This is a genomic window from Sediminibacillus terrae (assembly GCF_009602435.1).
Lineage (GTDB): Bacteria > Bacillota > Bacilli > Bacillales > Amphibacillaceae > Sediminibacillus > Sediminibacillus terrae.
On record NZ_VZDQ01000021.1, the window covers coordinates 228,911 to 254,472 of the forward strand.

Here is a 25,562-nt window from a genome sequence, read left to right on the forward strand (position 1 = left end):
GGAGAGAGTTACATGGCAATCAGAGATTTATCGGTTTTATTAGGTGTCATTTTAATTATTATTATGTTGGTCATCCCTTTGCCAGGATGGCTATTAAGTATTTTCATATTATGCAATATATCCTTAGCGCTTATTGTCATATTGGTGTCCATGAATACGACAGAGGCATTGCAATTTTCAATCTTCCCGTCACTCTTGCTGCTGATGACTCTGTTCCGGCTAGGACTGAATGTATCGACAACCCGTTCCATCCTTTCTAAAGCGGATGCCGGGGGAGTCGTAGAAACGTTCGGCACGTTTGTAATTGGGGATAATCCATTAGTAGGTTTTGTAGTTTTCGCCATATTGGTGATTATCCAGTTTCTTGTCATCACGAAAGGAGCAGAGCGGGTTTCCGAAGTTGCTGCAAGGTTTACCCTCGATGCGATGCCTGGTAAACAGATGAGCATCGATGCCGACTTGAATGCGGGCATGATATCGGAGCAGCAGGCCAAGGAGCGTCGAGAAAAAATTGAGAACGAAGCGGATTTTTACGGCGCGATGGATGGTGCAAGTAAGTTCGTCAAAGGGGACGCGATTGCGGGAATCATCATTGTCTTGATCAATATTATATTCGGTCTGATCATAGGTATGGTCCAGATGGATATGAGCTTTCAAGAAGCAATCAGCACCTATATGCAGTTGACAGTAGGGGATGGCCTGGTGAGTCAAATACCGGCACTGCTTATTGCCACTGCTACCGGAATCGTGGTAACCCGAGTCGCTTCGGACGGGAACCTGGGAACAGATGTCACCACACAGCTTTTTCGGTATCCAAAATTGTTGTACATAGCAGCCGGCACCATTTTCTTCCTTGGTTTGACTCCGATCAATTTTTTGCTGACGACAATGATTGCCGGCATCCTCGTTTTTGGAGCGTACTGGCTTTCCAAGGAGTTGGAGCAGCCGGATTTGCCGACGGTCGAAGAAGAAGAGGAAGCGGACACCGATCATATGAAGTCTCCCGAAAATGTTGTCCAGCTGTTAAGTATGGACCCAATCGAGTTTGAGTTTGGTTATGCGTTGATTCCTCTAGCAGATACCAGTCAGGGAGGAGACTTACTTGACCGGGTGGTGATGATCCGGCGTCAGTTGGCAATTGAACTGGGTGTGGTCATTCCGGTAGTCAGAATCAGGGATAACATCCAACTTAACCCTAATGAGTACCGTTTGAAGGTGAAAGGGAATGAAGTGGCTACAGGCGAATTATTGCTGGATCATTATTTGGCAATGAGTCCAGGTATCGATGATGATACAATAGAAGGAATAGATACACAGGAACCTGCTTTTGGACTGCCGGCAAAATGGATAAGCGAAGAATTGAAAGACGAAGCAGAACTCTCAGGTTACACGGTTGTCGATCCGCCTTCGGTTGTTTCTACCCATATCACCGAGGTGATCAAGCAGCACGCGCATCTATTGCTTGGCAGGCAAGAAACAAAACAGCTTATCGACCACTTGAAGGAAAGTTATCCGATTTTGGTCGAGGAAGTGACACCAGAACCATTGTCTACTGGAGATATCCAAAAAGTTTTGGCTAAGCTGTTGCGTGAGAATGTTTCAATTAGAAATCTGCCGATTATTTTTGAAACACTTGCTGATTTTGGCAAGATGACTACTGATACCGAGTTGTTGGCTGAATATGCAAGACAGTCTCTTGCCTCTCAAATAACCAGTCAGTATGTCGATGAGAGTGGTATGCTTCGGGTGATTACCATTTCAAACGATGTAGAACAGGTATTGGCGGAGAATGTGCAGCAAACGGAACATGGCAGCTATTTATCATTAGATCCGGATACACAGCAGGTGATAATCCGATCTGTGACCGAACAGGTGGAACAGGCATCGCTTCGGGAAGAAACACCGATAATTTTATGTGCTCCTTCCATCAGGATGTATCTAAAGCAATTGCTCGATCGTTACTTTCCGCAGGTTATTGTGCTTTCTTATAATGAATTGGAACCAAACCTTGAAGTACAAAGCATAGGGGTGGTGAATGTCGCATGAAGGTGAAAAAGTTTACAGCACCGACAATGCCGGAAGTTATGCAGAAAGTCCGTAAAGAGCTGGGGGCCGATGCGGTCATCCTGCATTCGAAGGCGATCCATACTGGCGGGTTTTTGGGTTTGTTTAAAAAAAGGAACATAGAAGTGGTTGCCGCATTGGACAAGGAGCCGGAAAGACACAAACAAACGGATCAGCAAGCAATAAAACCGGCGGCCTCTATAAAAGAGGTGAAAGGGAAGGAATCTGATCGCGTCAAAGCAGATCAGGGCTTATTACAGGAATTGAGAGACTTGAAGAGCTTGATTGAATTGAACAGCAATACGGGAAGCTTGCCTCAATACCCTGCCGCTTACCGGTTGTTTTATGAACACTTGCTCAAACAGGATATGGAAGAAAAAACAGCTGAAAATTTGGTTTCGAGTATGTATGAGCGGAATCCAGAAGCTGGCAGGGATTCTTTTGTGGAGCTTTTGGCAGAAGAATTGGAAAGCAAATTTCAGCAAGATGCATTTGAGGGGATTTCCTACGACAAAAAATTTGTTCATTTTGTAGGACCTACCGGTGTAGGGAAAACCACCACCATTGCCAAAGTCGCAGCAAATAGTGTATTGAAAGATAACAAAAAGGTTGCCTTCATTACGACAGATACCTATCGAATTGCAGCGATCGATCAGCTGAAAACGTACTCGAGGATTTTGGATGTACCGATTGAAATAGCTTACAACCTTGATGATTATCGCTCGGCAAGAGAAAAATTCAAAGATTTTGACTTGGTGCTGGTAGATACGGCGGGCAGGAATTTCAGAGATGAAAAGTACGTAAATGAATTAGCGGAAATCATCGACTTGAACCATGATATCGATACATATCTGGTTTTATCCCTCGCTGCCAAAAGCGATGATTTGATGGAGATTTACCGGCAATTTGAAAAAGTGCCGATCAAACAATTGATTTTTACAAAGAAAGACGAAACAGCGAGTTATGGAGCGATGGCCGGCTTGACTTTGACTTCCGGCAAAGGGATCGCCTATCTCACCACCGGTCAGGATGTTCCGGATGATATCGAGTCGGTCGATGTCAAAAAACTTGCGAAGTTGATAGTTGGCGGGTTTGCCGATGTATGATCAGGCTGCTAATTTACGAAGAAAAGTAGAGGCATCGAGGAATCCAAAACAGGCAAAAACAATCGCTATCGTCAGCGGAAAAGGTGGAGTGGGTAAGTCCAACTTTGCTTTGAATTTCTGTTTGTCCCTATCCAAGAAACAAAAAAGTGTATTGTTGTTTGATCTGGACATCGGCATGGGGAATATCGATGTTCTGTTAGGAAAAACCAGCAAGCTTTCCATTGTCGATATGTTTGAAGGAAGATTGCCGATTGACGACGTCATTGAACGTATATCCGACTCTTTTGCCTATATTTCTGCTGGTTCGGGACTGATGAACATTTTTTCCATGAACGATGACCAGTTTGATTATTTTATCAGTCAATATGAAATGCTGACAGGTTTGTTCGATTTTATTGTATTCGACATGGGGGCGGGCATAACGGAAGGAAGCGCCAATTTTTTGATGGCGGCAGATGAAGCGATTGTCGTAACCACTCCTGAACCGACTTCCCTTACAGATGCTTACGCGATGATCAAACATATCACAAGGGAAGACCCGGTATTGCCGTTGTTTTTACTGATCAACCGAATTCCGAATCAGCGTGTCGGCAAACAAACTGCAGCCCGGCTTCAGCGTGTTGCTGGTCAGTTTTTAGGAAAAGAATTAGCCGTCCTCGGGATGCTGCCTGAAGATAAAGCGGTGGTCCAGGCAGTCATCAGTCAGACTCCCTTTGTAGAAAAAAGCCCAAAAACCGCTGCAGCCAAGGCTGTACGGGAGATGGCGGATTTATTTCTTGATGGTGATTTGCCGGGTGGCAGGCGAACGTCTTCTTCCTTTATCAAAAAGCTTACACATTTCATCAAAGAGAGGTAGTTAACATGAAACCGATACGGGTACTGGTGGTAGATGATTCAGCATTCATGAGAAAAATGATATCGGATATATTGAATTCCGACCCGCGATTGCAGGTGACCGGAACCGCACGTAACGGGCAGGATGCATTGGACAAGCTGGAGAATTTGGCTGTCGATGTCATTACCTTGGATATCGAAATGCCGGTTTTAGATGGAATCAGCACGTTGAAGCGGATCATGGAGAAACAGACTTTGCCTGTGGTGATGCTCTCCAGTCTTACAAGCCGGGGCGCTGACAGCACTTTGGAGGCCATGTCAATTGGCGCGGTGGACTTTATCGCCAAGCCTTCCGGTTCTATCTCCTTGGATATCAACAATGTCAGAGACGAAATCATCGACAAGGTCTACCACGCGGCTGGAGTAAGAGTAAACGACAGGAAGAGAAATGAGTTTGCAGGACGTCCTGTCACACCGCAGCCGATAAAGGTGCCAAAACAGCAGCCGCTAAAAAAGATAGTTGCAATCGGAACTTCTACAGGGGGGCCGAAAGCGTTGCATGAGGTGTTGACCCGCCTCCCGGGAAACTTTCCTGCTCCGATAGTGATTGTCCAGCATATGCCGCCTAACTTCACTAAGTCGTTGGCTAACAGGCTTGATTCCTTGTCCCAACTACATATCAAAGAAGCGGAAAACGGAGAAGTCCTGCAAAATGGCACCGCGTATATCGCACCCGGCGGGTATCAATTACGGGTGAGGCAAGTCGGAAGAACGTTGGCAGCCCATGTAACGGAGGAAGCGCCACACAAAGGACATCGGCCTTCTGTTGATATCCTGTTTGAGTCTTTGTCAAAACAAACGCTCTATAAAATGATTACAGTGGTGATGACAGGAATGGGGGCAGATGGCTCCTCTGGAATAGTCCAAATGAAAAAAGCTGCTGCCGATACGGTGGTGATCGCTGAATCCCAAACCAGCTCAGTCGTGTATGGAATGCCGCAGGCTGCTGTGAAAACAGGCTGTGTCGACAGAGTGGAAGATCTTGAGAATATTAGCAATGCTTTGGTAGACCAATTTTAGGCAAATGGGGGAATGAACCATGGAAACGAATGAATATTTAGAGGTATTTATTGATGAAAGCAAGGAGCATATCCAGTCTTTGAATGACCACTTACTGGAACTGGAAAAAAATCCTTCCGATTTGACGATGGTCAATGAGATTTTCCGATCCGCCCATACGTTGAAAGGAATGTCGGCAACTATGGGATACCAGGATTTAGCAGATCTGACCCACAAAATGGAGAATGTACTTGATGCCGTGCGCAATCACCAGTTGACAGTCACTACGGAAATCCTGGATATCGTTTTCGAAGCGGTGGACCAACTGGAGGAAATGGTCCTCGACATTGCTTCCGGAGGTGAGGGAAGCAAAGATGTCGCACGATTGGTTGAGCAATTGAATGCCATAGAACGAGGCGAGTCCATCCCGGAAGACAGCAGCAAGGCCGCTGTACCAGCTTCGGAACCCGTCCAAAATTCCTCTGCGTCCGATTTGGCTTCCACCCTTGATGAATTTGAGTTGACTGTCTTGAGGGAATCAAATGACCAAGGCTATAAAAACCTGGAGTTACATATAACATTACGAGAGGATTGCCTGCTTAAAGCTGCAAGAGTTTTCATGGTTTTCGAAATCCTCGAGCAATCAGGTGAAGTCATCAAATCGGATCCAACTGTCCAGGACCTAGAGGAAGAATTGTTTGAACAATCCTTTACCGTTTTGTTGGTGACTAAAGAAAAAGCGGAAGAAATAGAGAAGAAAGTGATGAAGGTATCCGAAATAGAATCGGTGAAAGTGCAAAAATTTTCCATCGATCAACGATCCGGTAAATCCGACAGCCCCGTGGATACACAAGAAGCAGCGGAGGGAAGCGGAGCGACAGCAGTAGCAGAGGCACCTGCCAAGCAGGAAAAAGATACTGCGAAAAAAGCGCCGGTGAGCAACAAGACAATCAGAGTAAATATCGATCGGTTGGACGCTCTTATGAATTTGTTCGAAGAGTTGGTCATCGACCGCGGACGACTGGAACAGATTGCGGACAGTTTAAAGCATGTAGAACTGCAAGAAACAGTCGAACGGATGACCAGGATATCCGGAGACTTGCAAAATATCATTTTGAACATGCGGATGGTTCCAATCGATCAAGTATTCAATCGATTTCCGCGTATGGTGCGGCAGCTTGCGAAAGACTTAGGGAAACAAATCAATCTGGAAATCGAGGGTGCTGAAACAGAACTGGATCGAACGGTGATAGATGAAATCGGTGATCCACTTGTCCATTTGATTCGGAATGCTCTTGATCATGGTGTTGAGTTACCGGACATAAGAGAGCAAAAAGGCAAACCGCGGGAAGGTTCTTTGAAGCTGAACGCGTATCATAGCGGCAACCATGTGTTTATCGAAATCAGTGACGACGGAGCCGGCATCAATCGTGAAAAAGTGATAAACAAAGCAGTGTCCAATGGTGTCATCACCAACGACCAGGCCGAAAATTTAACAGAAAAACAAGTATATCAGTTAATCATGGAAAGCGGATTTTCCACCGCAGACAAAATTTCAGATGTATCGGGCCGGGGAGTAGGATTGGATGTTGTCAAGAATACGATTGAATCTTTAGGCGGCAATATTACAATCGATTCAGGACTTGACAAAGGATCTGTTTTCTCTATCCAGCTTCCGCTCACATTATCGATAATTTCCGTCATGCTGGTAGAAATCAAAGAAGAAAAATATGCAGTACCTTTGTCTTCGATCATCGAAACTGCTGTAATTAAGAAATCGAATATCATGTCGGCCCATAATAAAAAAGTGATTGATTTCCGGGGCAATGTTGTTCCACTTATCGATTTGCAGGACGTCTTTGAAGTGCCTGGAGAAAAGCTCGATGATGAATACAGCTCCGTAGTAATCATCAGAAAAGGCGAAAAGATGGCCGGTCTTATTGTCGATACCTTCATCGGCCAACAAGAGGTCGTTTTGAAATCGCTCGGAAATTATTTGACCGATGTATTTGCCATCTCGGGAGCAACCATTCTGGGGGATGGTCAAGTTGCGTTAATTATCGATAGTAACTCGTTGATTGTTTAATTAAGTAAATGCCGTTTCATCAAAAATAAAGAATCAATATGAGGAGGACGTAGGAATGCCACAAGATAATAAACAGGATATTAAGGCGATAATTTTCCAGCTGAACGAAGAGGAATTTGCGATTTCCGTACAGCAAGTCAGCGGAATTGAAAGGATGCAGCATATCACCAGAGTTCCACAAACTGCATCTTTTGTAAAAGGTGTTATCAATTTGCGCGGGGTGGTCACCCCGATCATCGATTTACGGAAACGCTTCGGGCTTGACGCAGCAGAATTTACTGACAGTACCCGTATGATCATTGTATATATGGAGGATATGGAAGTTGGATTAATCGTTGATGCAGCGTACGATGTCATCGATATACCACAGGATGCGGTTGAACCGGCACCGGAGGTAGTGGGCGCCGTCGATGTGGATTATATCGAAGGAGTTGCTAAACTGGAAGACAGATTGTTGATTTTATTGAATCTGAATAATGTTTTAACCGATGATGAAGTCCAGGCGTTGAAAACTGTTGAAGGATAAACAGCCATGTCATTTATTGAAAAATTATCAACCTATCAACTTGATACTTTAAAAGAAATCGGAAATATAGGAGCCGGAAATGCTGCCACGGCTCTGTCAAAGCTGCTTAATCGCAAAATTGATATGCAGACGCCAGCTGTCCGGATTGCCAGTTTCGATGAAACAATGGAATTGGTAGGGGGGGCAGAGAAAGTCATTGTTTCTGTTTTCCTTCGGATCGAGGGAGAAGCGCCCGGCAGCATGTTCTATCTGTTTTCGCCTGAACAAGCAGAACAATTTGTACATCACATAACCGGCAATGATGAATTTTCGTTTGCCAATCCGCCATATCCGGATATGGGGTTATCGATTTTGCACGAAATAGGAAATATCTTGTCCGGCTCCTATTTGACTGCTCTTTCCGATTTTACCAAAATTAACATGCAACCTTCAGTGCCCTCATTGTCGATGGATATGGCTGGGGCGATTATTTCGGAAGGATTGATGGAGCTTTCCAGAGAAAGCGATCATGCCATCATTATCGATACAATGATACAGGAACCGGAAAGTGACAAAGAAGACATTGAAGGACATTTCTTTTTGCTTCCCGATCCGGAATCTTTCGAGCGAATATTCAAGGCCCTGGGAGTCAATGATCAATGAATGCCACCAATCAAATAATCAAAGTAGGTATAGCGGATTTGAAAATCGCCAATGCTCCGGATTCTCTCCGGACGACGGGATTGGGTTCTTGTGTAGGAGTAGTCGTTTACGACCTCTCAATCAAGCTTGCGGGCATGGCGCACGTCATGTTGCCTGATTCCACCATGTCCAGGAACGGTGAATTGAATGAAATGAAATTCGCTGATACGGCAATCGATTTGCTGATCAAGCAACTTTTGGACAAAGGGGCCCGCCGGTATGCTTTGAAGTCGAAAATAGCTGGCGGTGCGCAAATGTTTACGTTCAGTACTTCCAGTGACATGATGCGGGTCGGCAATCGGAATGTGGAGGCTGTTACTGAACGGTTGAAACATCATCGAGTTTCGATAACTGCACAGGATGTCGGTGGAAATAACGGGAGAACGATAGAATTTTTCCCGGAAAGCGGTATTTTGAAAATCCGGACTGTCAATATGGGAGAATCAGAGATATAAGACACATTACTGTATTTCTTTTCAGGAACAGAATGATAATGTGAGGAGGATAACCATGTCCAAACAAACATCTCCTCTAGAAGAGCAATTGTGGGACAATTGGATGAGAACAAAAAGTAGTGAAACGGCCGACGAACTAATAAAAAAATATATCTATTTAGTGAACTTCCATGTCAGCCGGATATCCACCCATCTACCTGGCAGTGTCAGTAAAGATGATTTGAAAAGCCTTGGTATGATGGGGTTGTTCGATGCTCTAAAAAAATTCGAACCTGAACGCGATTTGAAGTTCGATACCTATGCTTCGTTCAGGATCCGTGGAATGATACTGGATGGTTTGCGCAAAGAGGATTGGCTGCCGCGCTCCGTAAGGGATAAAGCAAAACAAGTCGAACAAGCTGCACAGATGCTGGAGCAATCCTTTCAACGGCCGCCAAGTTCAAAAGAGATCGCCGATTATTTGGGGTTGTCAGTGTTGGAAGTGGAAGAGGCTGTCAAGGACTCTTTGTTTGCCAATGTCCTATCTATGGAAGATAAACCAAAAGATGGCGCTAGCGATCATAAAGAAGGAATTGGCTATACATTGCCGGATAATCATTCATCCACACCGGAACAGCGCCTTATTAAGCAAGAAGATTACGCGGAATTGGAAGCCGGCATCAGAGAGTTGAACGAAAATGAACAGATGGTGGTCAGTTTGTTTTATAAGGAAGAATTGACCCTTACAGAGATCGGCCAGGTCCTCGGTCTTACGACTTCGAGAATTTCACAGATCCACCGCAAGGCGATTTTCAAATTGAAAAACTCTCTGAATAAACTTAGCCAGTGATCGCTGGCGTTTTTTACACAAAATAAATGATTGACCTTCGGCTGGACATGCAGCAGGAGATTTGCACCTGGAAGGAGAACTATTTACAGAGGGCTGGGCAATGTTGGTTGTCACCATTCCTGATATGGAAAGGATGCCTTTACTAAAAAGTGTCCTCGGAGAAAACATGATACAAATGCACATGTACTGTCTCGGGGGAATTCGAAGGGTGCGGGGAGATGAGCTGGAAATCGGTGGAAATGCAAGTGGCACTTCCGAGAGTCCAGGATGCAGCGAAGATGCAGGAACAATTACAGCAGCGGGGCCAGCAAACGCAAGAATTACTTGCTGCGGCACAAAAGAACCTGGAAGAAGTCAAGCGGAAGCAGGTCAATCATTCCGTGAACAAAGCGGATGTAAGCAACAAAGCGAAAAAGGAAAAACAATTTAACTCAAGGAATGATCAAGAAAAGAAAAAAACCGACGAGGATAAAACAGGCAACGATCATCCATTCCTCGGGCGGAAAATCGATTTCAGTGGTTAGGGGATTTACATGCTGACTTTTTTACTGTTTATCAGTTTACTATTGCACATATTCACATTCATTGCGATTCGGTTACTGTTCCAAAAGTTGCAGCAAAATGGCTATGCAGGACAGGAGAAGACTGATACCCTTCAACAAACGGAGGAAATCTTAAGCGCTTTTTTGCACGAAATAAGAGAAGAGAACGACCGTCTGTTGAAAGGATTGGATCAAAATCCATCCACTTATAAGCAATCTGTTCCGAAAGATGAGGAGGTTGTTCCTGTATCTAATAAGACAGAACGGGCCCAACCATATAAACCAAGCCACAGAAAGCCTCATACCTCCACAACGGCAGATCATCCGGAATATGTTCCGCCAATTCCCGAGGTACAGCAGGATACGATAGAAGAATCAGTAACGGCGAAAGTATATTCATTATACGACCAAGGATATACAGTCGATGAAATCGCCAAAAAGCTTGACAAAGGAAAAACAGAAGTCGAACTAATGGTAAAATTTCATCGAAAAAACTGATATTATGCTTGATTGCAGAAAACCCATGTGGTATATTTACTTTTGGTGTTAATACACACGCTTGTAGATTTGAACAGGAGGTGCTGGCCAATCGGTTAGTTCCTGCTCAAAGAGGACGCAGGCGGAGGATCAAAAAACCATTTTAGGAGGAATTTTTCATGGCAGTTATTTCAATGAAACAACTACTTGAAGCTGGTGTTCATTTTGGACATCAGACGCGCCGTTGGAATCCGAAGATGAAGAAATATATCTTCACAGAGCGTAACGGCATCTACATCATCGACCTGCAAAAAACCGTTAAGAAGGTTGATGAAGCTTATCAATACGTTAAAGATATTGCTGCAGACGGCGGCTCTGTCCTTTTCGTAGGTACTAAAAAACAAGCACAGGAATCAGTTCGTGACGAAGCTACTCGTTCTGGCATGTACTATGTCAACCAACGCTGGTTGGGCGGCACGCTTACTAACTTCCAGACAATCCGCAAACGGATCAATCGTCTGAAGGACATCGAGCGCATGGAAGAAGACGGCACTTTCGATGTACTTCCTAAAAAAGAAGTAGTAGGATTGCTTAAAGAAAAAGAACGACTAGTCAAGTTCCTTGGCGGAATCAAAGAGATGAACAAACTTCCGGATGCATTGTTCATTATCGATCCTCGCAAAGAGCGTATTGCTGTGGCCGAGGCTCATAAATTGAACATTCCTATTATCGGAATTGTAGATACAAACTGTGATCCTGATGAAATTGACTATGTTATTCCGGCTAACGATGATGCTATCCGTGCTGTGAAACTTCTTACTTCTAAAATGGCGGATGCCATTCTGGAAGCAAAGCAGGGAGAAGAGGAAGTAGAAGCGGAAGCCGAAGCTGAAACCGAAGAAACTGCAACAGAGGAAGCAGCACAAGAGTAAGAAAAGGTTTGTGGGTGATAAGGGGGGGACCTTTTATCACCTTTTTTTAAGAGTTAAGTAAATATGGATTTCAGAGACGTCTAGCTTCAGCGCCTACCTCTCGATCTCTTAATTCAACCCTCTCTGTGGCAAAGAAAGCCACGCCGGGGCTTGTCTTAAACTTGTCGGAGGTGAGCAAGGCGGCTGCGCTTTTCTTAAGAGTCTGGATAAATACCAGGAAGTGGATGTTCCTGGTCTATCATAAGGAGGAATTTTTTATGGCTGTAACTGCAAAAATGGTAAAAGAACTTCGTGAAAAAACTGGTGCAGGAATGATGGACTGTAAGAAAGCTTTGCAAGAAACGGACGGCGATCTTGAAAAAGCGGTCGATTATCTTCGTGAAAAAGGTATTTCAAAGGCTGCCAAAAAAGCCGACCGAATTGCAGCAGAAGGTTCTGCCCACATTGAAGTGCAAGGCAACCAGGCTGTGATCCTTGAAGTGAACTGCGAAACCGACTTCGTCACCAAGAACGACCAGTTCAAGAATTTGCTCTCCGAGTTGGCGAAGCATCTGTTGGAGCAACAACCAGAATCCGTCGAAGCTGCTTTGGAACAAAAACTTCACGGTGAAGGGGAAACTGTTCAGGAATATATCAATTCCAACATTGCCAAAATCGGAGAAAAGCTATCTCTTCGTCGTTTTACCCTAGCTGAAAAAACAGATAACGATGCCTTCGGTGCTTACACGCATATGGGAGGAAGCATTGGTGTTTTAGTCGTTGCTGAAGGAACTACCGACGAAGCGGTTGCTAAAGATGTCGCGATGCATATTGCCGCAGTGAACCCTCGTTATGTTTCAAGAGACGAAGTTTCTGCTGAAGAAGTGGAAAAAGAACGCGAGGTATTGAAGACGCAAGCATTGAACGAAGGAAAGCCAGAGCATATTGTCGAAAAAATGGTAGAAGGCCGTCTCGGAAAGTTTTTCGAAGAAATCTGCCTGCTTGAGCAAAGCTTTGTAAAAGATCCAGATCAAAAAGTGAAAAAATACGTTGAAGATAAAGGTGCTTCTGTCAAAGGATTCATCCGTTATCAAGTTGGCGAAGGCATGGAGAAGCGTGAAGACAACTTTGCCGAAGAGGTAATGAGCCAAGTGAAAAAATAATGATGTAAGGGACGGGGGGACACTTAGTGTTCCCTCTTTCCGCATCGGATTGACAGAAACCAGTCTGCAACTTGCCCTGGGCGCTTGTTGCTTGTTTTCAGCGAACTTTCATTTTAAAATAAATACATATTACTGGAGGTAACCTATGACTACAGCTCGCTACCGTAGAATTGTTTTGAAACTAAGCGGAGAAGCTCTCAGCGGTGAACAGGGATACGGAATCGAACCAAAAATCATCCAATCAATAGCAGATCAAGTGAAGGAAGTTGCAGAACTTGGCGTAGAAGTAGCTGTTGTTGTCGGAGGAGGCAACATCTGGAGAGGCAAAGTCGGCAGCGAGATGGGAATGGACCGCGCTAATGCCGATTACATGGGTATGTTGGCGACGGTGATGAATTCTCTTGCATTACAGGACAGCCTGGAGAATTTCGGAATCCCGACGCGTGTTCAAACCTCAATTGAGATGAGGCAGGTGGCGGAACCGTATATTCGGAGAAAGGCTATTCGTCATCTTGAAAAAAAACGGGTAGTCATTTTTGCTGCTGGTACAGGCAATCCTTATTTCTCCACTGATACCACAGCTGCACTCAGAGCTGCCGAAGTGGAGGCAGATGTCATTTTGATGGCTAAAAACAACGTGGACGGAGTCTATACTGCCGATCCAAAGGTTGACCAAACGGCACGCAAATATGAAGAGCTCACTTATCTGGAAATTCTGAATGAGGGACTGGGAGTGATGGATTCGACAGCTTCCACTTTATGTATGGACAACGATATTCCGCTGCTGGTTTTTTCGATCATGGAAGAAGGGAATATCAAAAAAGCCGTGTTAGGTGAAAAAATCGGAACTATAATAAGGGGGAAATAACATGACTCAAGCTATTATCAAAGACACAAATGACAAAATGACACAAGCAGTACAAGCTTTTTCCAAAAACCTTGCAACTGTTCGGGCCGGGAGGGCGAATCCTTCTTTGTTGGACAGTGTCTATGTCGACTATTATGGAGCCAATACACCGCTCAACCAGCTTGCGACTGTTTCGGCTCCTGAAGCGCGCCTGCTGGTCATAACGCCTTTTGACAAATCTGCCACTGCAAATATCGAAAAAGGGATTCAAAAAGCAGATTTAGGTCTTTCACCTTCAAGTGATGGAAATGTGATCCGCATTAATATTCCTGCTTTGACAGAAGAACGCCGCAAAGATTTAGTCAAGGTCGTAGGAAAGTATAGTGAAGAAGCAAAGGTTCAAGTCCGTAATATCCGCCGTGACTCCAATGATCAACTGAAGAAGGCAGAAAAGAACGGGGATTTGACAGAAGACGATTTAAGGGACTTTCAAGATGATGTCCAGAAAGCTACTGACAAACATATCGCCGATATTGATTCCCTTGCCAAGGAAAAAGAAAAAGAAATTATGGAAGTTTGACCGCATAACATGTAAAATAATAAGTAGAAAAGACCCTCTTTACTTAAGGGGGTTTTTGCACGTTAAGGAAAATACAGCTAAACCCTTAGCGTGATGCCCTGCCCGGTCAGAGCAAAAAGGAATGTAAGGCCATGATGGAGGATTACAATGCCAATCAAACTTCCCTTTCTAAGCAAGAAAAAGAAATATAAACAAAATGAGCAACCCTCATTGAATAAAGACACGATGCCGAAACACGTAGCGATCATTATGGATGGCAATGGACGTTGGGCGAAAAAAAGAGGCATGCCCAGAGTTGCCGGTCATAAGGAAGGCATGAGTAATGTGAAGAAAATCGTGTCGGCTGCATCCGGCTATCATTTGGATGTATTGACCCTGTACGCTTTTTCCACAGAAAATTGGCGTCGCCCCAAAACAGAAGTCGATTACCTGATGAAACTGCCGATGGAATTTTTGAATACATATTTACCGGAACTCGTCGAGAAAAATGTCAAAGTACAAACAATCGGCAGGTTTGACGGTCTGCCAAAGCATACACGGGACGCAGTCCAAAAGGCAAAGGAGCAAACAAAGGACAATACTGGATTAATCTTGAATATAGCATTAAACTATGGTAGTAGAAATGAAATCATGGAAGCGATGAAATGCTTCCTGGAAGAAGTCCAGGCAGGGAAAAAGTCAGTGGAAGACATCAGTGAAGATACTTTTTCCGAATACTTGCACACAAACAATCTGCCGGATCCTGACCTGCTGATTCGCACCAGCGGCGAACAAAGGCTCAGTAATTTTCTATTGTGGCAGTCTGCGTATACAGAGTTATGGTTTACAGATGTCCTGTGGCCGGATTTTGACGAGCAGCTGTTTGACAAAGCTTTGAGTGACTATCAAAAGAGAAAACGCCGCTATGGTGGGATATAAGGTGATGAGAGATAAATGAAATTAAGAATAATTACCGCTTTGGTTGCAATCGTATTGTTTTTTCCCATTGTTTTTTATGGAGGATGGGGATTCAAGGCACTTGTGTATTTGATTGCAACCATCGGCCTTCTGGAACTGATTAAAATGAGAATGACCATAAACTATGTAGTGCCCTTTGCGATTACCATTTTGCTTTTATGGGGACTGCTAATCCCTGTAACCGGACAGGAACTCATGGATGTATTGTCCACTACCAAAGCTGAAATAACGCTGATAGGCGTCCTGCTTCTATTGTCATATACCGTATTGGTCAAAAATAAATTCACATTCGAAGATGCAGGGTTCTTAGTGTTATCGGCCATTTATATTGGTACAGGCTTTTATTATTTCATGAATGCAAGAGATGCAGGTGCAGTTTTTATCTTTTATGGCATCATCGTTGTGTTGGCTACCGATACAGGGGCGTATTTTTTTGGACGAGCCTTTGGAAAGAAAAAACTTTGGCCGCAAATCAGCCCGAATAAAACAGTGGAAGGTGCAATCGGGGGAGTTTTGCTCGCTTGTGTCATCGCCGTTCTTTTCGACTGGTTGTTCCCGCTCCCACATTCTTTACCCATCATCATTTTGGTGACCATCATAGCGTCGGCAGCAGGTCAGATCGGAGACTTGGTCGAATCAGCTTTTAAAAGGCATTACGATGTGAAGGATTCTGGAAAAATCCTTCCGGGACACGGTGGGATACTCGACCGGTTCGATAGCTGGCTGTTTATTTTCCCTGTATTGCATTTCATTCATTTTATTTCCTGACCAGGAATAGATATAGGAGCGTGTCACATGAAAAATATAACACTTTTAGGGGCAACTGGCTCCATTGGAATCCAGACCCTTGATGTTATCAGGGACCACCCTGATGCCTTTTCCTTGTTTGCGATGGGATTTGGTGAAAACATTGATAAGGCTATACCGATTATTAAAGAGTTCAATCCGCGAATCGTAGTGGTCGGGACCGACAACACAAAACGGAGATTGCAAGATATCTTCCCCGAGCTCGAGGTGGTAGCCGGGAAAGAGGGATTAGTAACGATAAGCACGGCAGATGAAACGGATATCGTCGTCAACGCCGTTATGGGAAGTGTTGGATTGCAGGCTACATTGCAAGCGATTGAGCATCGTAAACAAATAGCTTTGGCCAATAAAGAAACATTGGTCACGGCAGGACATCTTGTCATGGAGAAAGCCGAACAATATGGTGTGCGGCTTCTTCCGGTGGACAGTGAACATTCGGCGATTTTTCAATGTTTGAACGGAGAGAACGAAAAGCAGTTGAATCGGCTTATCTTAACTGCATCAGGCGGAAGTTTCCGCGACAAAACGCGGGAAGACTTAGTCGGGGTTACGAGGGAAGACGCACTAAAACATCCCAATTGGAATATGGGAGCAAAAATCACCATTGACTCGGCAACCATGATGAATAAAGGGCTGGAGGTCATTGAAGCCCACTGGTTGTTCGATGTACCCTACGATAAAATAGATGTTATCATGCATAAAGAAAGTGTCATCCATTCGATGGTTGAATTTGCTGATAATAGTGTGATTGCTCAATTAGGCACTCCGGACATGCGCGTCCCGATTCAATATGCACTGAATTATCCTGACAGGCTTGAATTATCAGGGACAAAAAGGTTAGACTTAATTGAAGTAGGAAAGCTGCATTTTTCAGAAATGGATCAGAATAGGTTCCCCTGCTTGAAAATGGCTTATGAAGCCGGTAAAGAAGGAGGAACGATGACCACCGTCCTAAATGCAGCAAATGAAGCTGCAGTACAGTTGTTTTTGCAAGATCAAATATCTTTTTTGCAAATAGAAGAGTTGATCAAAAGAGCACTGGATGCACATCAATCCATTAAACAGCCTGATTTGCAGACTATTTTGGAAGTGGATAGCCAGACAAGATCACAGGTGTTATCCTATTTAGATTAAAGGAAGGTGCATCAGTTGAATACTATTATTGCATTCATTCTAATGTTTGGCCTGCTTGTGTTCGTTCATGAGTTTGGACATTTTATTTTCGCCAAACGGGCAGGAATGCTTGTTAGGGAATTCGCCATAGGGTTCGGTCCTAAAATTTTTTCAAATAAAAAGAACGAAACCCTCTATACCATCCGGCTGCTGCCGATCGGTGGTTATGTCCGTGTAGCAGGCGAAGACCCGGAAATCATAGAATTGAAGCCGGGTCAGCATATAGGATTAGAGTTCAATCCTGGGGGAACGGTAAGCAAAATCATTGTAAACAACAAGTCCAAGCACCCGGATGCCAGAGTGATTGAAGTAGAGCATGCGGACTTGGATCATCGGCTTATCATCGAAGGTTATGAAGTCGACGAAGAGGAAAAACTGTCTTTTTCGATTGATCCAAAAGCTGGTTTCGTGATGGACGAGGTGGAAACACAAATCGCGCCATATGACAGACAATTTGCTTCAAAGACGAAATTGCAGCGGGCGATGCAGCTATTTGCCGGTCCGATGATGAATTTTCTGCTTGCTGCCGTCATTTTTTTCTTGCTGGGAATGTTGAACGGTGTGCCTGCCGATCGGGCTATTATCGGCAATGTTGTATCCGACAGTCCGGCTGAGGAAGCAGGCTTTCAAAATGGAGACGAGGTCATCCGTATCGGGGATACGTCTATATCTACCTGGGAAGAGTTCACAGAAATCGTTCGGGCTCACCCGGAAGAAGAACTGGACATGACGGTGGAAAGAGACAATGAGCAAGTAGATGTCCAGGTAGTACCGAAGAGCAATGTGGCTCAGGACCAAGAAATTGGCCAGATCGGGGTCCAGGCTGCTACGGAAAAATCAGTATTAAAGGCAATTCCATACAGTATCAATCAGACGTACGAGTGGATAAAACTGATTCTTGTAAATCTAAGTATGCTTGTTACCGGACAGTTTTCTCTCGACATGCTGTCTGGTCCGGTAGGCATCTATGATGCCACCGATCAAGTAGTCCAAACAGGGATGCTCAATTTGCTGATGTGGACATCGGCTTTAAGCATCAACCTTGGGATCATTAATCTTTTGCCCTTGCCTGCTCTTGACGGAGGTAGGCTGCTGTTTGTCGGAATCGAGGCGGTCAGAGGTAAACCGATAGATCCGCAAAAAGAAGGCGTTGTCCACTTTATCGGTTTTGCATTGTTAATGCTGCTCATGATAGTGGTAACTTGGAATGATATTCAGCGGTTGTTCTTGTGATAGCACGATTTGACTATCTTTCGAAAAGCGTGCTTTTCCGTAGTCTTCTACGGCGATTTGTTTATTGAACGAATCCACCATTTTTTGAAAGCCAGCCTTTCCGTAAAGGCTGGTCTTTCGGAGTTGGTTAGGTTTTTATTATGACGGAAGAAAATTGAGGTGACATACATATGAGACAAAGTAACATGCTGATTCCGACACTTAAAGAAGTCCCCGCTGATGCGGAAATCAAAAGCCATCAATTGTTGGTCCGCGGAGGGTTCATACGTCAAATAGCTTCAGGGGTGTACAGCTTTTTGCCAATGGGCCAACGAGTGCTTCGCAAGGTAGAAACAATCATAAGACAAGAAATGGATAACATCGGTGCCAATGAAATGATCATGCCTTCGATGCAGCCCGCTGAACTTTGGAAAGAAACAGGAAGATGGAATAATTTTGGCCCGGAGTTAATGCGGTTGAATGATCGTCACGACCGGGAATTCGCTTTGGGCGCGACACATGAAGAAGTCATAACAAGTCTCATCAGGGATGAGGTGAAGAGTTATAAACGGCTCCCGTTAACCGTTTATCAAATTCAAACGAAATTCAGAGATGAAAAACGTCCTCGATTCGGATTGATGAGAGGCAGAGAATTTGTCATGAAGGATGCCTATTCGTTTCATGATTCCTTCGATAGCCTTGACCAGGTATATGACAAGATGTACCGAGCGTACGAGAATATATTCCGTCGGTGCGGGTTGAATTTCCGGGCTGTAATCGCTGATTCGGGAGCAATGGGTGGCAAAGACACACATGAATTCATGGTATTGTCAGAAGTGGGCGAGGATACAATCGCCTATTCAGACACCTCCGAATATGCTGCCAACATCGAAATGGCTCCTGTCATCACGCCACACCAAACGGAACAGGATGAATTAAAAGATTTGCAGGAAGTAGCAACTCCAGGTAAAAAAACGATGCAGGAAGTAGCCGACTTTCTAGAACATCCGCTTGATAAAGGACTTAAGGCATTGATGTTCAAAGTCGACGGAAATTTGGTATTGGTTGTTACCAGGGGTGATCATGAAGTAAATGACATTAAGTTAAAGAACCTATACAAAGCTGAGACAGTCGAACTTGCGACAGAAGAAGAAACAAAAGCTGCTCTTGGTGCCGGGTTTGGATCATTGGGACCGGTCGGGGTGCCGGACGATGTGGATGTTGTCGCCGACCAGGCGGTAAAAAGTGCCGTCAATGTTACCTGTGGGGCAAATAAAGATGGATATCACTATCTCAATGTCAATCCGGACCGCGACTTTAAAGTTGACACCTATGCCGACCTTCGTTTTATTCAACAAGGCGATCCTTCCCCTGATGGCAAGGGAACCATCCAATTCGCTCGCGGAATCGAGGTGGGACACGTTTTTAAACTGGGAAGTATCTATGCCGAACGAATGGGCGCTACGGTGTTGGATGAACAGGGGAAAGCCAAAACGATGAATATGGGCTGCTATGGTATTGGCGTGTCTCGCACAGTTGCTGCCATAGTAGAACAGTATCATGATGATAGAGGCATTACCTGGCCGGCCCATTTAGCTCCATTCCAAGTGCATCTGCTGGCTTTGAATATGAAAAAAACGGAGCAAAAGCTATTGGCCGAAAAAATATACGATTCCTTGAAGACGGCCGGAGTTGAAGTGCTCTTTGATGATCGTGCGGAAAGGGCGGGCGTCAAATTTGCCGATAGTGATTTAATTGGTGTTCCCCTCAGGATAACTGTAGGTAAGCGTGCTGGAGAAGGATATGTAGAACTTAAACAACGGGCTACAGGAGAACAAACAGAAATTCATGAGTCGGAATTGTCGGGACAATTGAATAACTTGGTCTGATTGGCAATCAAAACCCTTGTCTGTTTTCTAATGACAAGGGTTTTCTAAAGTAGTAAAATTGTAAAATAAGAGCTTTTTCAGCCTGCATGCAGGTCGGAGAAGACGGGCCATGCTGCTGAATCAAATTAGATGGTCGCAAATGGGGAGGAAGAAAAATGGACATATCAGGTAAAGAAAAGCTTGGTTTACTGTTGAAGCAAATCGATATGCCCGACGAGTTAATCCAACAGCATTTTCAGGATGGTTATCTAGCTAAATTGGAAGTCCATACAAAGCAAAAGCAATGGCATTTTCATATAAATGTACCACGAATTTTACCACCTTCTGTCTATCAGTTGTTCACCGCAAAATTGCAGGAAGCTTTTTCTCAAATTGCAGCGATCAAATGGACGATTTATGCAGAAAACAAAGCTTTGTCAGATACTGATGTTTGTACTTACTGGAAACATTTTGTTCATTCACTTACAGATTTATCCCCGGCTTACCGGGACCTGGTTCATGAACAAGTGCCAAAAGTGAACGGTAATAAGATTATGTTAACTTCGCGGAATGAAGCAGAAGCCAACGCCCTTCGAAAAAGATTGGAGCCCGGCTTCCAAGGATACTGTCAAACAATCGGAGCAATGAATTATTTTTTGACGGTCGAAGTCGGAGACGAACAGGAGAACATACAAAAATTCAGAGAACAAAAAGCAAAGGAAGATCAGCAGCTTGTTCAGAAGGCTGTGAAGGACAAGCAGGAAAGAGAGAAGCAAAAAGCCGAAGGTGCCTTTGAAGGACCGCTGACCATCGGTTACAGAATCCAGGATGAAATCGTTCCGATGGAAAATATCGTGGAAGAAGAGCGGAAAATGGCAGTGCAGGGGTATGTGTTCAGTTCTGAAGTCAGAGAACTTCGGTCAGGCAGACATTTGTTGATCGCAAAGGTAACGGATTACACGGACTCCTTCCAGTTAAAGATGTTTTCCAAAGGGGATCAGGACGCTGAGAAATTTGCCAAATTAAAACAGGGTATGTGGATAAAAGCACGAGGAAGCATTCAAACAGATAATTTCACCAATGAATTGACGATGATGGTCCAAGATATCAACGAAGTGAAAGCAGAAAAGAGAAACGACAATGCCCCTGAAGGGGAAAAACGAGTAGAATTACATGCTCATACTGCGATGAGTCAAATGGATGCTGTTGTTTCGGCTGGCAGGCTGGTACAGCAAGCCGCAGAGTGGAAGCATCCCGCGGTTGCGATTACAGACCATGCTGTCGTCCAGTCCTATCCGGAAGCCTATGCGGCGGGGCAAAAACATGGAGTGAAGGTCATATATGGATTGGAAGCAAATATTGTCGATGACGGTGTGCCGATTGCATATAATGAAGCGGACTTAAATTTGGAGGACGCTGTTTATGTCGTATTTGACGTAGAGACAACCGGTTTATCAGCAGTTTATGATACGATCATCGAACTGGCGGCCGTTAAGGTGCAAGGCGGGGAAATCATTGATCGTTTTGAAGCCTTTGCCAATCCGCACCACCCTTTGTCACAGACGACAATTGATTTGACTGGCATTACCGATGATATGGTAAAAGACGCACCGGATGTCGGAGAGGTGTTGAAGAATTTTCATGAATGGATGGGTGATGGAGTGTTGGTTGCCCACAATGCGAGCTTCGATATGGGATTTTTGAATGAAGGACTTAAGAAAATCGGTTTTGAAAAAGCAGAAAACCCGGTGATCGATACGTTAGAGCTTGCGCGTTTTCTGTATCCGTCCTTGAAAAACCATCGATTGAATACGTTATGTAAAATGCTTGATATCGAGCTGACTCAACACCATCGCGCGATATATGACGCCGAGGCAACAGGGTATTTGCTTTGGAAACTGATAAAACAAGCATTCCAAAAAAATATCGTCAACCACAATCAATTCAATCAGCATATGGGAGAAGGAAACGCCTATCAGAGATCAAGACCATTTCATGCCACATTGCTGGCAATGAACCCGGAGGGCTTGAAAAACATTTATAAACTGGTATCCGTGTCTCATGTCGATTATTTTTACAGAGTACCGCGTATTCCCCGCTCTCAATTACAAAAGCTGAGAGAAGGTATACTGGTTGGCTCCGGGTGTGATAAAGGGGAAGTATTTGAAACGATGATGCAAAAATCCAAGGAAGAAGCAGAAAAAGCTGCTGATTTCTATGATTTCATTGAAATACAGCCGCCTTCAAATTACTACCATTTGATTGAAAAAGAGTTGGTCGGAAATGAAGCGCAATTATATGACATCTTGAAAAATTTAGTCGAGTTGGCAGACGGTATGGGGAAGAAGACCGTTGCTACAGGCAATACGCATTACATTGACCCGCATGAAAAACTGTACAGACAAATCCTGATTTCAAGCCAGAACGGTAACCCATTGAGCCGTCAGACATTGCCGGATGTCCATTTCCGGACAACGGAGGAAATGATCGATTGTTTTTCCTTCCTGGGCGAAGGGAAAGCAAAGGAAGTCGTTGTCGACAACAGCCAGTATATAAATGATCTAATTGAAGAAGTCTCTCCCGTCAAAGAAGACTTGTACACACCGAACATCGATGGTGCAGAAGAAGAAATCAGGGAAATGAGCTATAGCATGGCGAAAAGCATCTATGGCGAAGAGCTTCCGGAAATAGTGGTCAACCGGATTGAAAAAGAATTAGAAAGTATTATCGGACATGGTTTTGCGGTTATTTATTTGATCTCGCACAAACTGGTGAAAAAATCACTGGACGATGGTTATCTCGTCGGCTCCAGGGGATCTGTGGGATCTTCGTTGATTGCAACACTGACTGAAATTACGGAGGTCAATCCGCTGCCACCGCATTATGTCTGTCCTTCATGTAAACATAATGAATTTTTCAATGATGGATCGGTCGGCAGCGGCTTCGACCTGCCGGATAAAGATTGCCCAAAATGCGGGCAACCTTTCAAGAAGGATGGTCAGGATATACCGTTTGAAACGTTCCTGGGCTTTAAGGGCGACAAAGTCCCCGATATCGATTTGAACTTTTCTGGCGAATATCAGCCACAGGCACATAACTATACGAAAGTTTTGTTCGGAGAGGACAATGTCTATCGTGCAGGTACGATCGGCACGGTCGCCGAAAAGACTGCCTATGGTTATGTAAAAGGGTATGCAGGCGACCATCAGTTACAATACAAAAATGCCGAAATCGATCGTCTCGTCCAGGGGTGTACAGGCGTGAAGCGTACTACTGGGCAGCACCCTGGGGGTATCATCGTCGTTCCTGATGATAAAGAAATTTATGATTTCACCCCTATTCAATACCCGGCTGACGATCGGAACTCGGAATGGAAAACCACGCATTTTGATTTTCATTCCATCCATGATAATTTGCTGAAATTGGATATACTCGGACACGATGATCCGACTGTCATCCGTATGCTTCAGGATTTGAGCGGTATCGATCCGAAAACAATACCGACAGACGATCCGGAAGTGATGAAAATTTTCTCAGGACCGGAATCACTCGGCGTAACTGCAGAAGAAATAAATTGCAAAACTGGAACACTCGGTGTGCCGGAATTCGGTACAAAGTTTGTGCGTCAAATGTTGGAGGATACGAACCCCAAAACTTTTGCAGAATTAGTGATTATTTCCGGATTGTCTCATGGTACCGATGTTTGGCTTGGAAACGCACAGCAATTGATCAACGACGGCATATGTCAACTGCCTGACGTAATCGGATGCCGCGATGACATCATGGTATATTTGATGCATAAGGGCTTGGATGCATCGCTTGCATTTAAAATCATGGAGTTCGTCAGGAAAGGAAAAGGACTGCAGGATGAATGGATAGAGGAAATGAAAAAACACAATGTGCCTGATTGGTATATTGAATCTTGTAAAAAAATCAAGTATATGTTCCCGAAAGCCCATGCTGCAGCATATGTGCTTATGGCCGTGCGCATTGCTTATTTCAAGGTCCATTACCCGATCTTCTTTTATTCAGCTTACTTCACCGTCAGAGCCGGCGACTTTGAACTGGAAACGATGATCAAAGGGGCGGACGCCATCAGAAAAAGGATCCAGGAAATCGCGGCGAAAGGAAACGATGCTTCTCCGAAAGAAAAGAGTTTGCTGACAGTATTGGAAATTGCTTTGGAAATGAATGCCAGAGGTTTCACTTTCCAAAAAGTCGATTTGTATAAATCAAGTGCCACAGATTTTCTTGTCGATGGAAACTCTTTGATCCCGCCGTTCAATGCTGTGGATGGCCTTGGCACCAACGCAGCGTTGAATATAGTCAAAGCCCGGGAAGAGGGAGAGTTTTTGTCGAAGGAAGATTTGCGTGAGCGAAGCAGGATTTCAAAAACCGTTTTAGAGTATCTGGATAATCACGGTTGTCTGGAAGGTATGGCAGACGCCAATCAACTATCTCTGTTTTAACCACACGGCTCTAAAAAGCCACTATCTTGCATTAAATTGTTAGATATGGTATATTTTCTATGGTAAGCATTGATACGTAAGCAGAAAGAGTGGGTGAAGCCCACTCTTTCTTCATACCATTTTCTTTTTCTGCAATGGAACTTTTGTTGATTGAACAGAAAGCGGGCACAAACGGATGGATTTCTGTTTCGTGTTGAAGCTGCCGGTGTTGCTTATCACATTGCTTGAGGCCTCTGTTTCTCACTTTTTGTTAACACAGTAATAGGTTGGAAGCTGATGAGTTCCCTTGTCAATTATCTAAATGGCAAGGGTTTTGTAATGAAGAAGCAGGAAGCGGGAAAGGTTCTCCGTTCAAAATGAAACAGCAGCTAATTGAGTATACTATTTTTACATGACAGGATAGTATAGGTGGTAAAAGGAGGGTGCCAATTGAGTGCAAAAGTAACCGAAACAACAGAAAAACTTGTCCAACCCATCTTGCAAGAAATGAATTTAGAATTAGTGGACATTGAATTTGAAAAAGAAGGTAAAAATTGGTTCCTGCGTGTCTTCGTGGATAAAGAAGGCGGGGTAGATATCGAAGAATGCGGCCAGGTTTCCGAGCAGCTCAGTGAAAAATTGGATGCCGAAGACCCGGTGAGCACGCCTTATTTTTTGGAGGTTTCGTCTCCCGGAGCCGAAAGGCCACTGAAGAAGCCAGAAGATTTCCGGGCGAATATCGACAACACTATTTACGTGAAACTGTATGAACCGATAAATGGTGAAAAAGAGTATGAAGGTGTTCTGAAAGCTTTCCAAGATGAAACCATTACATTAGAAGTAAAAGTAAAGACCCGTAAACAAGAGATACAATTACCGTACGATAAAGTTGCAAAGGCGCGCTTGGCGGTATCATTTAACTAAAGGGGGAAAAAAC

The 25,562-nt window shown here is 44.2% G+C and carries 22 protein-coding genes; all 22 read left to right on the top strand.

The genetic code is table 11. From position 1 onward, the window contains the following. Positions 1-12: 12 nt before the first annotated feature. The 22 genes from flhA (at position 13) to rimP (ending at position 25,549) form a co-directional block, all read left to right on the top strand. Complete coding sequence (gene flhA / locus F6X55_RS07195) at positions 13-2,046, top strand: flagellar biosynthesis protein FlhA (protein WP_153462568.1); 2,034 nt, start codon at positions 13-15, stop codon at positions 2,044-2,046. Further along, positions 2,043-3,170, top strand: coding sequence for a flagellar biosynthesis GTPase FlhF (gene flhF / locus F6X55_RS07200; protein ID WP_153462570.1), 1,128 nt, complete (start codon positions 2,043-2,045; stop codon positions 3,168-3,170). Before flhA ends, flhF begins: the two co-directional genes overlap by 4 nt. Then, a complete protein-coding gene (locus F6X55_RS07205; RefSeq protein ID WP_026570347.1) occupies positions 3,163-4,026 on the top strand; it encodes a MinD/ParA family protein in 864 nt (287 codons plus the stop codon). Before flhF ends, F6X55_RS07205 begins: the two co-directional genes overlap by 8 nt. 5 nt (positions 4,027-4,031) lie before the next feature. Further along, positions 4,032-5,084, top strand: a complete 1,053-nt coding sequence (locus tag F6X55_RS07210; RefSeq protein ID WP_026771353.1) for a protein-glutamate methylesterase/protein-glutamine glutaminase — start codon at positions 4,032-4,034, stop codon at positions 5,082-5,084. Positions 5,085-5,103: 19 nt separating this feature from the next. Beyond that, the gene (locus tag F6X55_RS07215; RefSeq protein WP_153462573.1) at positions 5,104-7,149 is read left to right on the top strand and encodes a chemotaxis protein CheA; all 2,046 of its coding nucleotides are present in this window, start codon (positions 5,104-5,106) and stop codon (positions 7,147-7,149) included. Between the two features lie 55 nt (positions 7,150-7,204). Continuing rightward, a complete protein-coding gene (locus F6X55_RS07220) occupies positions 7,205-7,675 on the top strand; it encodes a chemotaxis protein CheW (RefSeq protein ID WP_026570344.1) in 471 nt (156 codons plus the stop codon). Positions 7,676-7,681: 6 nt separating this feature from the next. Then, complete coding sequence (locus F6X55_RS07225) at positions 7,682-8,317, top strand: chemotaxis protein CheC (RefSeq protein ID WP_026570343.1); 636 nt, start codon at positions 7,682-7,684, stop codon at positions 8,315-8,317. Next, the gene (locus tag F6X55_RS07230; protein WP_153462575.1) at positions 8,314-8,811 is read left to right on the top strand and encodes a chemotaxis protein CheD; all 498 of its coding nucleotides are present in this window, start codon (positions 8,314-8,316) and stop codon (positions 8,809-8,811) included. The genes F6X55_RS07225 and F6X55_RS07230 overlap by 4 nt, the downstream gene beginning before the upstream one ends. Before the next feature lie 55 nt (positions 8,812-8,866). After that, complete coding sequence (locus tag F6X55_RS07235) at positions 8,867-9,640, top strand: FliA/WhiG family RNA polymerase sigma factor (RefSeq protein ID WP_153462577.1); 774 nt, start codon at positions 8,867-8,869, stop codon at positions 9,638-9,640. 218 nt (positions 9,641-9,858) lie between these two features. Beyond that, positions 9,859-10,164 carry a hypothetical protein gene (locus F6X55_RS07240; protein WP_153462579.1) on the top strand — a complete coding sequence of 102 codons (306 nt, stop codon included), beginning with the start codon at positions 9,859-9,861 and terminating at the stop codon, positions 10,162-10,164. A gap of 9 nt (positions 10,165-10,173) precedes the next feature. Further along, positions 10,174-10,680 (top strand): DUF6115 domain-containing protein, encoded by a 507-nt coding sequence (locus tag F6X55_RS07245; RefSeq protein WP_026771351.1) that lies wholly within the window; start codon positions 10,174-10,176, stop codon positions 10,678-10,680. A 158-nt stretch (positions 10,681-10,838) separates the two neighbouring features. Next, entirely contained in the window at positions 10,839-11,591 is a 753-nt protein-coding gene (gene rpsB, locus F6X55_RS07250) for a 30S ribosomal protein S2 (RefSeq protein WP_026570338.1), read from the top strand. 257 nt (positions 11,592-11,848) lie between these two features. Next, the gene (gene tsf / locus F6X55_RS07255; RefSeq protein ID WP_026570337.1) at positions 11,849-12,733 is read left to right on the top strand and encodes a translation elongation factor Ts; all 885 of its coding nucleotides are present in this window, start codon (positions 11,849-11,851) and stop codon (positions 12,731-12,733) included. 145 nt (positions 12,734-12,878) lie between these two features. After that, positions 12,879-13,601 (top strand): UMP kinase, encoded by a 723-nt coding sequence (gene pyrH, locus F6X55_RS07260; RefSeq protein WP_026570336.1) that lies wholly within the window; start codon positions 12,879-12,881, stop codon positions 13,599-13,601. A 1-nt stretch (position 13,602) separates the two neighbouring features. After that, entirely contained in the window at positions 13,603-14,160 is a 558-nt protein-coding gene (gene frr, locus F6X55_RS07265; protein WP_026570335.1) for a ribosome recycling factor, read from the top strand. A gap of 147 nt (positions 14,161-14,307) precedes the next feature. Next, positions 14,308-15,078 (top strand): isoprenyl transferase, encoded by a 771-nt coding sequence (locus tag F6X55_RS07270; protein WP_026570334.1) that lies wholly within the window; start codon positions 14,308-14,310, stop codon positions 15,076-15,078. A 15-nt stretch (positions 15,079-15,093) separates the two neighbouring features. Next, positions 15,094-15,885, top strand: coding sequence for a phosphatidate cytidylyltransferase (locus F6X55_RS07275; protein WP_026570333.1), 792 nt, complete (start codon positions 15,094-15,096; stop codon positions 15,883-15,885). Between the two features lie 27 nt (positions 15,886-15,912). Beyond that, positions 15,913-17,058 carry a 1-deoxy-D-xylulose-5-phosphate reductoisomerase gene (dxr, locus tag F6X55_RS07280; protein WP_026570332.1) on the top strand — a complete coding sequence of 382 codons (1,146 nt, stop codon included), beginning with the start codon at positions 15,913-15,915 and terminating at the stop codon, positions 17,056-17,058. Between the two features lie 15 nt (positions 17,059-17,073). Then, positions 17,074-18,330, top strand: a complete 1,257-nt coding sequence (gene rseP / locus F6X55_RS07285) for an RIP metalloprotease RseP (RefSeq protein ID WP_153462581.1) — start codon at positions 17,074-17,076, stop codon at positions 18,328-18,330. A 170-nt stretch (positions 18,331-18,500) separates the two neighbouring features. Then, positions 18,501-20,198 (top strand): proline--tRNA ligase, encoded by a 1,698-nt coding sequence (locus F6X55_RS07290; RefSeq protein ID WP_026570330.1) that lies wholly within the window; start codon positions 18,501-18,503, stop codon positions 20,196-20,198. Between the two features lie 155 nt (positions 20,199-20,353). Further along, on the top strand, positions 20,354-24,646 hold the full coding sequence (locus F6X55_RS07295; RefSeq protein WP_153462583.1) for a PolC-type DNA polymerase III: 4,293 nt from the start codon (positions 20,354-20,356) through the stop codon (positions 24,644-24,646). A gap of 429 nt (positions 24,647-25,075) precedes the next feature. Continuing rightward, entirely contained in the window at positions 25,076-25,549 is a 474-nt protein-coding gene (gene rimP, locus F6X55_RS07300) for a ribosome maturation factor RimP (protein WP_026570328.1), read from the top strand. The last annotated feature ends 13 nt before the right edge of the window (positions 25,550-25,562 follow it).

What these genes read in the sequence shown, in the direction of transcription:
- F6X55_RS07210 (WP_026771353.1), top strand. Translation starts at nt 4,032, where the DNA reads ATGAAACCGATACGGGTACTGGTGGTAGATGATTCAGCATTCATGAGA.
- tsf (WP_026570337.1), top strand. Translation starts at nt 11,849, where the DNA reads ATGGCTGTAACTGCAAAAATGGTAAAAGAACTTCGTGAAAAAACTGGT.
- rpsB (WP_026570338.1), top strand. Translation starts at nt 10,839, where the DNA reads ATGGCAGTTATTTCAATGAAACAACTACTTGAAGCTGGTGTTCATTTT.
- F6X55_RS07240 (WP_153462579.1), top strand. Translation starts at nt 9,859, where the DNA reads ATGAGCTGGAAATCGGTGGAAATGCAAGTGGCACTTCCGAGAGTCCAG.
- F6X55_RS07205 (WP_026570347.1), top strand. Translation starts at nt 3,163, where the DNA reads ATGTATGATCAGGCTGCTAATTTACGAAGAAAAGTAGAGGCATCGAGG.
- F6X55_RS07230 (WP_153462575.1), top strand. Translation starts at nt 8,314, where the DNA reads ATGAATGCCACCAATCAAATAATCAAAGTAGGTATAGCGGATTTGAAA.
- flhF (WP_153462570.1), top strand. Translation starts at nt 2,043, where the DNA reads ATGAAGGTGAAAAAGTTTACAGCACCGACAATGCCGGAAGTTATGCAG.
- F6X55_RS07245 (WP_026771351.1), top strand. Translation starts at nt 10,174, where the DNA reads ATGCTGACTTTTTTACTGTTTATCAGTTTACTATTGCACATATTCACA.
- flhA (WP_153462568.1), top strand. Translation starts at nt 13, where the DNA reads ATGGCAATCAGAGATTTATCGGTTTTATTAGGTGTCATTTTAATTATT.
- F6X55_RS07270 (WP_026570334.1), top strand. Translation starts at nt 14,308, where the DNA reads ATGCCAATCAAACTTCCCTTTCTAAGCAAGAAAAAGAAATATAAACAA.
- F6X55_RS07290 (WP_026570330.1), top strand. Translation starts at nt 18,501, where the DNA reads ATGAGACAAAGTAACATGCTGATTCCGACACTTAAAGAAGTCCCCGCT.
- dxr (WP_026570332.1), top strand. Translation starts at nt 15,913, where the DNA reads ATGAAAAATATAACACTTTTAGGGGCAACTGGCTCCATTGGAATCCAG.
- pyrH (WP_026570336.1), top strand. Translation starts at nt 12,879, where the DNA reads ATGACTACAGCTCGCTACCGTAGAATTGTTTTGAAACTAAGCGGAGAA.
- F6X55_RS07215 (WP_153462573.1), top strand. Translation starts at nt 5,104, where the DNA reads ATGGAAACGAATGAATATTTAGAGGTATTTATTGATGAAAGCAAGGAG.
- F6X55_RS07295 (WP_153462583.1), top strand. Translation starts at nt 20,354, where the DNA reads ATGGACATATCAGGTAAAGAAAAGCTTGGTTTACTGTTGAAGCAAATC.
- frr (WP_026570335.1), top strand. Translation starts at nt 13,603, where the DNA reads ATGACTCAAGCTATTATCAAAGACACAAATGACAAAATGACACAAGCA.
- F6X55_RS07275 (WP_026570333.1), top strand. Translation starts at nt 15,094, where the DNA reads ATGAAATTAAGAATAATTACCGCTTTGGTTGCAATCGTATTGTTTTTT.
- F6X55_RS07220 (WP_026570344.1), top strand. Translation starts at nt 7,205, where the DNA reads ATGCCACAAGATAATAAACAGGATATTAAGGCGATAATTTTCCAGCTG.
- F6X55_RS07225 (WP_026570343.1), top strand. Translation starts at nt 7,682, where the DNA reads ATGTCATTTATTGAAAAATTATCAACCTATCAACTTGATACTTTAAAA.
- F6X55_RS07235 (WP_153462577.1), top strand. Translation starts at nt 8,867, where the DNA reads ATGTCCAAACAAACATCTCCTCTAGAAGAGCAATTGTGGGACAATTGG.